The following is a 7982-nucleotide window of genomic DNA, read 5'->3' as shown; positions in this document are numbered from 1 at the left end:
GTTGCCGCCATATCGTCCGGCGTGGTGCCGGGGGCGATCCTGCTGATCCTGCTCGTCATCGCCGCCTACCTCCTGTTCTGGATCGGCCTCGCCGCGCTGATCGGCCGGCTGCGCTGGAGCTCGGTGGCCAACGCCGCGACGCTTGCCGCCTGCTGGCTGGTGCTGGTGCTGATCGCGCCGACGCTGGCGCATGTCGCGATCAACCGAGCGGTGCCGATCACGCAAGGGGCGGAGATCGCGCTGGCGCAGCGCGAACGCGTCAATCACGCCTGGGACATCCCGCGCGAGGAAACGATGCGCCGGTTCTATGCCAGCCATCCGCGCTGGGCGAACTCGGCGCCGCTCGGGCCGGAATTCCACTACAAATGGTATCTCGCGTTTCATCAGAATGGCGATGAAAGCGTTGCGGAGCAGGTACATGACTATCGCGCCGGGCTGGAGCGGCGCGATGCGGCGGCGCGGGCGCTCGGCTGGGTGCTGCCATCGGTCGGCGTGCAGGCGCTGCTCACCCGGCTGGCGGACACGGACCTGACGGCGCAGCTCGCCTATCAGGATCGCATCCGCAATTTCCACCGCCGCTTGCGCGAATTCTATTACAGCTATCTCTTCAGCGACCGGCCGTTCGGGAAAGAGGATTTCGACCGCGCACCGGTGTTTGGGCGCTGAGGGACCGAGAGATGGGGTCGCTTAGGTCGCTGAGGTCGTTGTCGACAACAACTTAGGCAATCAGGCGACCTCGAGAGCTACAGCGGCTCAATCCTGCCCCTGCCACCATCGCCTTTCGCCACCATTGGTAGCATCCACGCGAAGGCTCTTGTGTCCAACACGACGCGCAGACGAACGCAGCGCATTCCGCATGGCCCAATCCGCCGTCCACAGCGTCGCGCTTTCGGCCTCGCTTGATGCCCTTTTCTCAAAAGGACCTGTATGGTCGCAGCTGTCGTGGACCAGCGCTTTCCAGTGCGGGCCAGAGCTGATGCGACATGCCATCTGAGTTCATCCCTAGCCTAATCATTCACCGGCGGGGACGCGTTTCCACCTTAGCCGCGTGACGTAGGTCTGGCCGGATTTTGACACCTCGGGCTCGGTGACGAGCTCGATCGTATCGTCGTCCACCGGGACGATCAGCCGAACGAAGCGTGTGCCCACCCGCGTCGGCTGGGAGGCGAAGAGGATGTCGTGCATCACCCGGTCGCCTTCACGTTGCCAAGAGCCGGCATAGGAAAAGAACTGGGTAAAGCTGTCGGCGCGCGGATCGCCCGCGGCAGCCCAGTCAGGATCCATCAGGAACGCCGACATGCGGCCGTCGCCGGTATATTGCAGCTGCCCGGCAGGCGGATCGCCGAAGGTGCTTTTTTCCTTGTCGCCCCTCTGGCTCACGCAGGAAATGAGCGTCCAGGTGCCGAGCAGATCGGTCATAGCATTCCTTTGCCAGGAGGCAGTGTGCGGACGACCCGATAAGGGGCGCCCGCGCACCTCTGTTTCGCAGGTTAGGCGGGCACGGCTTCCTTGCGCTTCTTGCGAACGATCGTCTGCGCGTTGGTATACTCCAGCAGGCCTTCGATCCCGCCTTCAACGCCGACGCCGGACTGTTTCATGCCGCCGAACGCTGCCATGGGCGACAGATGCTGCGTCTCGTTGACCCACACGGTGCCGCTGGCGATGCGCTGCGCGATCTCGAACGCCTTGTCCTCGTCAGCGCCCCAGACGGAGCCGCCTAGGCCATAGTCGGTCGCGTTCGCGCGGGCGACCACGTCATCCAGGTCATCGAACTTCAGAAGCGGCAGAACGGGGCCGAACTGCTCCTCCTGCACGATCCGCGCATCCTCGGGCGGATTGTCGAGGATCGTCACCGGCACGAAATAGCCCGGCACCTCGGCCTTCTCGCCACCCACCAGGAACTTGTAGCCCTTGTCCTTGGCGTCCTGGATCAGCTCCAGCACGCGGGCATATTGCTGCTTGTTGTTGATCGGGCCGATCTGTGTGCCCTGTTCCGATCCGTCGCCCACCTTCACGGTCTTGGCATAGGCGACCAGCGCGTCGCGCAGCTGATCGTAGATGTCCTCGTGAACATACATGCGCTTGGTGGCGATGCAGATCTGGCCATTGTTCCGGAAGGCCGCCCAGAACAGCTCCTCCGCCACCTTCTCGACATCCACGTCGGGCATCACGATCGCTGCGTCGTTCCCGCCCAGCTCGAGCGTCACGCGCTTCAGCGTCGGCGCGGCGGACTGCATCACGCGCTTGCCGGTCGCGGTTGATCCGGTGAAGCTGATCTTGTCGAAACCCGGATGGCTCGTCATCCAGGGGCCGAGATCGTCACCGCCGGTGATGATATTGAGCACGCCCGGCGGCAGAAGCTCAGCGGCGAGCTCACCGAATTTCAGCGTCGACAACGGCGTAAAGGGCGACGGCTTCAATACCATCGTATTGCCGGCGAGCAGCGCGGGGCCGACCTTGAACATCGCCAGGATCATCGGGAAATTCCACGGCGCGATGCCACCGACCACCCCAAGCGGTACATGACGCGTCTCGCTGTACCGCTCTTCCGAATCCTCATTCACGGTAACGGGCAGGTCGAGCTGGGACGCAGCCATCAGCCAATATCCGGCGCCCATCACCTCGCCCTGCGATTCCGTGTGCGGCTTGCCCTGCTCCTTGGTCAGCAGGCGCATCAGCGGATCGGCATTCGCCATGATTGCCTGTCCGAGCGCCGCCAGCTTTGCCTTGCGTTCCCCGATCGGCGTCGCGGCCCAGCCGGGAAACGCCTTGCGTGCAGCCGCGATCGCCTTGTCCAGATCCTCGCGCGTTGCGTCCGGCACGCTGGCGATCACTTCCTCGTTCGCCGGATTAACCACGTCGAGCGTCGCGGCGCCGGTTACCAGCTCGCCGCCGATCAACATGCGATAGTCGCTATCGAAGTTCATTGCCTCACTCTCCCGATTCTGATTGCTCGCCGCATAACAGAAGTTACGGGATCAGCACCACCTTGATGCACTCGCCCCGTGCCTGCGCCGCAATGGCCTCGTTGATCTCGCTGAGGCGATAGGTTTGCACCAGCCGATCGAACGGGAAGCGCCCGGCCGCGTGATGCGCGATCAGCTCGGGAATGAAGCCCTGCTGGTCGCTGTCGCCTTCAATGATGCCATAGATCCGGTGGCCGGGTGTCATCAGCGCGCTGATGTTGACCGAGATGGATGCGCCTGCCTCGCGTGGAACGCCGACCAGCCCGATAGCCCCGTGACTGCCAAGCGACGCCATACCTGCCTCGATCACCGCCACATTGCCCGTGGTGTCAAAGGCGAAATCAACTCCCTCCGGCACGATGGTGCGGATCGCAGTTGCCAGATCCCCATCGTTCGGGTCGATCACATGGGTCGCGCCCAGTTCCGCGCCGATGCTCCGACGGCTCGCCATCGGCTCCACCAGGATGATCGCGGCACAACCGCGTAGCTTCGCCGCCATTACGGCGGCGAGCCCGACGGGGCCCCCGCCAAACACGACCAGGCTGGACCCGGCAGGGCAGGCAAAGGTGCGCATGATCGCCCCGGCGCCCGTCTGAAACCCGCAAGCAAGCGTTCCCAGCACCTCCAGCGGCGCGGCGCTATTCTCCACCTTCACCAGGTTGCGCGTCCGGGTGATCGCGTGGGTCGCAAAGGTGGATTGTCCGAAGAAGTGTGAGGCAACCGCAGTATCGCCATTCGCATATGCCTGCGACCCGTCCGTCACGCGCATGCCGGCATAGTTGAGCGGAACGAAGTTGCGGCAGTAGCTCGGCAAGCCCTCTTCGCAACGTGGGCAGGCGCCGCAGCTAGAGAAGCCGATGATCACCTGGTCGCCAACGGTAAAGCCCTCTACCTCCTCACCGATCGCCTCGATCACACCGGCGCCCTCGTGGCCGAAGACGGCGGGGAAGGGATAGGTCGCGATCTGATCGCGGAAGACGAGATCGGTATGGCACAATCCAACCCCTGCTACCTTGACCAGGACCTCGCCCGCCCGCGGCTGCTGCACGGTCAGCTCCTCCAGGACGAAATCGGCATGTGGCCCATGCGCGACGGCGGCGGTGCAGGTTGTCATGTTTGATCTCTCCGCGCTTTTTCGCGGCGTAGCCTAAGGGCTTGACCAGCGATTTCAAACAATCCCCGCTGCATGACCGTCTCCGGCATTTCGCGGCCATGAACAGCCGGCCCGCGGCCCTCAATACAACCGGTGCAACGGCCGACTATCCGCGTGCCGGAAAATAGAACATGATAGCTTTTCAGAAGAGCCGGCGACCTGTGCATCGACCGGCGAGAGGAGAGGGCCAATCATGCTGGTGGGAGATATTCCTGCCACTGCCGCGCATCATGCGCCCGATGTCGTGGCGGTGCAATTCCAGGATCAAGCGATGACCTACAGCCAGCTGCGCGATCGCTGCTGGCGACTGTCGAATGCGCTGCTCGGGATCGCTGCGCCCGGCGACCGGGTAGCGATCCTGGCCGAGAACTGCCCTGAATATGCCTTATGCTATTATGGGGTGCCGGGCGCCGGTATGGCGCTCACCTTCCTCAATTATCGGCTGAGCCCGGCAGAGCTTGCCTATATCATCGGCAATGCGGAGCCGACCGTGCTGATCGTCGAGGACAAGTTCATGGGCGCGATCGAGGCGATCCGCGACCGCATCGATGTGCGTACCATCATCAGCATCGGGGCGCCTGTCCCTGGTTCACTCGCGTTCGAAACCTTGCTCGCGTCAGGGCAACCAGAACCGCCGGAGGTGGCCGTCGACGACGATGATCTTGCCTGGCTGCTCTACACCTCTGGCACGACGGGGCTGCCGAAAGGCGCGATGCTCAGCCACCGCAACGTGCTTGGCGCGGTCATGAATGCGCTCGTCAGCTGGGACCGGGATGACGGAGAGGTGACGAAGCCCGTCTATATGCTCACCTTCCCGATGTACCATGTCGCCGGCTATGCGCTGCTGATCCAGCACCTGCGCGGCCAAGCCGTGGTGCTGATGCAGAACTTCGATCCCGAAACCCTGTTCGCGACGATCGAGCGCCATGGCGTCACGGCGACATCGGCCGCACCCACGATGATTGCCATGCTGCTCGATCATCCCTCGATGAGCCGTTACGATCTCTCATCGCTGCGCAACATGGGCTATGGCGCGTCGGCGATGCCCGCCGCGGTGCTGCTGCGTGCCCGGGAGCGATGGCCCAACGTGCGCTTCGCAACCGGCTTCGGCATGACCGAACTTGCCGGCAACGTCATGGTGCTGACGGCGGAGGAACATGATCGCGCGCTCGACGACGGGCTGCCGATCCTGAACTCGGTCGGGCGGCAGATGCTGCTCTCGCAAGTGCGCGTGGTGACGGAGGATGGCCGGGATGCGCCGCCCGGCACGGAGGGCGAGATCCTGGTGCGTGGCGACCAGGTGCTCTCGGGTTATTGGCGCAACGCGGAGGCGACGGCAAAGGCGTTCACGGGCCCATGGTTCCACACCGGCGATGTCGGTCGCTGGAACGACGACGGATACCTGTGGATCGTCGACCGCAAGAAGGACATGATCGTCTCTGGTGGCGAGAACATCTATCCGCGCGAGGTGGAGGAAGTGCTTTACCGACATCGGGCGATCCGCGAGGCGGCGGTGATCGGCGCGGAGGATCCGACCTGGGGCGAGCAGGTGGTAGCGGTCGTCTCCTGCCGTCTTGGCGAGACGACCAGTGCAGCCGACCTCATCGGTTTTTGCCGCGAACATATCGCCAGCTACAAGAAACCGCGCGCAATTGTGTTCGTCGACGAACTGCCGAAGAATGCCTCGGGCAAGGTGTTGAAGCGCGAGCTGCGCGAGCGGCTTGCCACTGGCGAACTGGTGCTCGAAAGATAGTCTGGTCGCCCATTGCTGACGGGCCGGCGGACAGCGCATCCGCCAGCGCAGCTTTCAGGCGTTAAAGGCGAGTTTCAGGCCCGGACGCGGCCAGCGCGCTTTGAAGAGCCTGCCGGAGCCGGAGCAGGTGATCCAGGCGGTGCGCATGTCCTCCCCGCCAAAGCAGATGTTGGTGGTGATCGGATCGGGGAAGGCGAAATGCTCCGATGAGCCATCGGCCGGGTCAAAGGCCGTGATTCCGCCGTTCACGATCGTGGCGACGCAGACATGGCCGTCCGCTTCCACTGCGAGGCTGTCGAAAAGCTGGTAACCAGGGAGCGGTCCGTACACCGTGCCCGCTGCCCACCTGTCGTGCGGCGTCGTCAGACGGCCCGGACCGGCTATATCGAACGCCCACAGACGGCCGGTGGTCGTCTCCGCGACATAGAGCGTCTTGCCGTCGGGCGCGAGGCCAACGCCGTTGGGAGTCACCATGCCCTCGCGGACCCGCACGATCTGCGAGCCGTCCGGCCGAGCGTAAAGCAAATGACCAACCTGTGTCGTGTCGCCGTTGCTCTTGCCCAGATCGGTGAACCAGAAGCCGCCTTCGTGATCGAACACAAGATCGTTCGGCCCGCGCAGGGCACGGCCGTCGCACGAAGTATAAAGTGTGGTGACGTCGCCGGTGGCAAGGTCAACGCGCTGGATCGACCCGCTCTCGTAATCCGCCGGCGTGCCGTGCGGCGCGAGCATGCCGTCCTCGCGCTCGATCCACTCGAAACCGCCATTGTTGCAGATATAGACGGCGCCATCCGGCCCGATCGCAGCGCCGTTCGGGCCGCCACCAAGCTGGGCAATCACGTCAGTGGTGCCATCGCGGCGCACCCGTGTGAGCGTCTGTCGCTTGATCTCGACCAGCAGGACCGAGCCGTCCGCCATGGCGATCGGGCCTTCAGGAAACAGCAACCCTTCCGCTACGACCTCTATGTCCAATGCCTCTCTCCTCTCGATGCGCCTTCGTTCGTGCGAGGCGCTGCTGATCATCGGTGAGCAAAGGTCAGAAAGCTTGTAGCCGCGTCAAGATCGGTTGTCCGATCAGTTGTTGCGTGATCCGGCAGCGATGCTGGTAATCTTCGGCGCCGGTGCACATCCGCAGCGATGGAGGTCGTGAACCAGCATCTCGCCAGTCGCAATGACCGCGAACGTGCGCTCGTCAACGTAACGCACGGGCTCTCCATCGGGCAGCGATGCTCGGCTCGCGCCTCGGTACAGGCTTGTGTCGCCCTCACCGTGGGTGGTGAAGACCGGACGATGCTCGATCACGTAGCGCGGCATGCCGCCGCGCCCGGTGCAACGGTGCCGCGCGATCTCTTCGATCATCGGCCGATCCCCCGTCGAAAGCGCGTCGGGGGAGAAGAGCGAAACGTCTCTCCGCAAAAAGAGGAGCATGATGTCATGATGTGCCTGCCACTTGTCGAGGTCGGCGCGCATGGCCGCGCACCGGAAGGTCGATCGATTTACCCCGGGCTCAGCCAGTTACGTCGGGTGAGCCGGGGCTAGAGGCGTGCGGCCAATTGGCCGGCGTGATGGCGGAACCGCAGATAGGTCGCAGGCGCGAGCATGTAACAATGTTGCTTGGGTCCGGCGCTTAAGTCAAGCGAGGGCTCAAGGGTGCGGGTAGTGAAGCAGAGGGGGTGAAAGGAACATCCTGCCGGGTCGATGATATTGCGAGACATTCACATTCTTTGTAGCGTTAGTATGAGCGCGACGGCTTGAGCCACAACAAGCGCCCTCAATCCAGTTTCATTATAGGAAAAAGGCAAAGTGCCAGCGTGAGCCTCCACCGCGTGATCGCCTGCTATCGAGGCTCGTCGAATGGCCGCTGAGCTTCTGCTGATGGGCGGGGCAGCAGCGTCGGTCGCCGGCGTCGCCGTCCTGCGGCTCGCTTGGGCGAGGCCACGCCGCTCAATGAGCCTTAACAGCGTCGGCTGGACTGCCATCCTGCTTGGCTGTGTTCTCGCGGCTCTGCACTCGGGAGCTTGGGGCATTTCCCTCGCCGCCATGGCCGCAATGGCGGCCGCGCTGCTGTGTCTGGGGCAGGCGGGGCTGGTGGCTCCTGCGGGGGCGGCGG

At 63.9% G+C, this 7982-nt stretch carries 7 protein-coding genes and 1 pseudogene; 3 read left to right on the top strand and 5 right to left on the bottom strand.

The window, feature by feature from the left end; translation table 11 throughout:
* A partial coding sequence (locus tag AX702_RS14240) for a DUF3526 domain-containing protein (RefSeq protein WP_156455499.1) occupies nt 1-666 on the top strand: 666 nt, incomplete at its 5' end.
* Between the two features lie 345 nt (nt 667-1011).
* Here the strand turns inward: AX702_RS14240 and AX702_RS14235 are convergent.
* The 3 genes from AX702_RS14235 to AX702_RS14225 all read right to left on the bottom strand — a co-directional run bounded on the left by AX702_RS14235 (nt 1012) and on the right by AX702_RS14225 (nt 4080).
* Nucleotides 1012-1419, bottom strand: coding sequence for a lipocalin-like domain-containing protein (locus AX702_RS14235; RefSeq protein WP_066780654.1), 408 nt, complete (start codon nt 1417-1419; stop codon nt 1012-1014).
* Nucleotides 1420-1490: 71 nt separating this feature from the next.
* Nucleotides 1491-2927: an aldehyde dehydrogenase family protein gene (locus AX702_RS14230; RefSeq protein WP_066780650.1), complete on the bottom strand. Its 1437-nt coding sequence runs from the start codon at nt 2925-2927 to the stop codon at nt 1491-1493.
* A gap of 43 nt (nt 2928-2970) precedes the next feature.
* Entirely contained in the window at nt 2971-4080 is a 1110-nt protein-coding gene (locus AX702_RS14225; protein WP_066780649.1) for an NAD(P)-dependent alcohol dehydrogenase, read from the bottom strand.
* 232 nt (nt 4081-4312) lie between these two features.
* Here AX702_RS14225 and AX702_RS14220 point away from each other — a divergent pair, with 232 nt between their 5' ends.
* Nucleotides 4313-5872: an acyl-CoA synthetase gene (locus AX702_RS14220; RefSeq protein WP_066780647.1), complete on the top strand. Its 1560-nt coding sequence runs from the start codon at nt 4313-4315 to the stop codon at nt 5870-5872.
* Nucleotides 5873-5926: 54 nt separating this feature from the next.
* Here AX702_RS14220 and AX702_RS14215 read toward each other — a convergent pair whose 3' ends face one another.
* The gene (locus tag AX702_RS14215) at nt 5927-6844 is read right to left on the bottom strand and encodes an SMP-30/gluconolactonase/LRE family protein (RefSeq protein ID WP_066780642.1); all 918 of its coding nucleotides are present in this window, start codon (nt 6842-6844) and stop codon (nt 5927-5929) included.
* 102 nt (nt 6845-6946) lie between these two features.
* On the bottom strand, nt 6947-7231 hold the full coding sequence (locus tag AX702_RS14210; RefSeq protein ID WP_156455498.1) for a hypothetical protein: 285 nt from the start codon (nt 7229-7231) through the stop codon (nt 6947-6949).
* A gap of 495 nt (nt 7232-7726) precedes the next feature.
* Here AX702_RS14210 and AX702_RS14205 point away from each other — a divergent pair.
* Nucleotides 7727-7982, top strand: a pseudogene (locus AX702_RS14205) (hypothetical protein); the annotation flags it as partial.

Source organism: Sphingomonas sp. CCH5-D11, from assembly GCF_001557395.1.
Classification (GTDB): domain Bacteria; phylum Pseudomonadota; class Alphaproteobacteria; order Sphingomonadales; family Sphingomonadaceae; genus Sphingomonas.
The sequence above is the reverse complement of the archived record's forward strand: the minus strand, read 5'-3'. Positions and strand labels throughout refer to the sequence as shown.

Bases quoted from the DNA above. Each gene is read 5' to 3' on its own strand.
- AX702_RS14235 (WP_066780654.1), bottom strand. From the start codon at position 1,419: ATGACCGATCTGCTCGGCACCTGGACGCTCATTTCCTGCGTGAGCCAG.
- AX702_RS14230 (WP_066780650.1), bottom strand. From the start codon at position 2,927: ATGAACTTCGATAGCGACTATCGCATGTTGATCGGCGGCGAGCTGGTA.
- AX702_RS14225 (WP_066780649.1), bottom strand. From the start codon at position 4,080: ATGACAACCTGCACCGCCGCCGTCGCGCATGGGCCACATGCCGATTTC.
- AX702_RS14220 (WP_066780647.1), top strand. From the start codon at position 4,313: ATGCTGGTGGGAGATATTCCTGCCACTGCCGCGCATCATGCGCCCGAT.
- AX702_RS14210 (WP_156455498.1), bottom strand. From the start codon at position 7,231: ATGATCGAAGAGATCGCGCGGCACCGTTGCACCGGGCGCGGCGGCATG.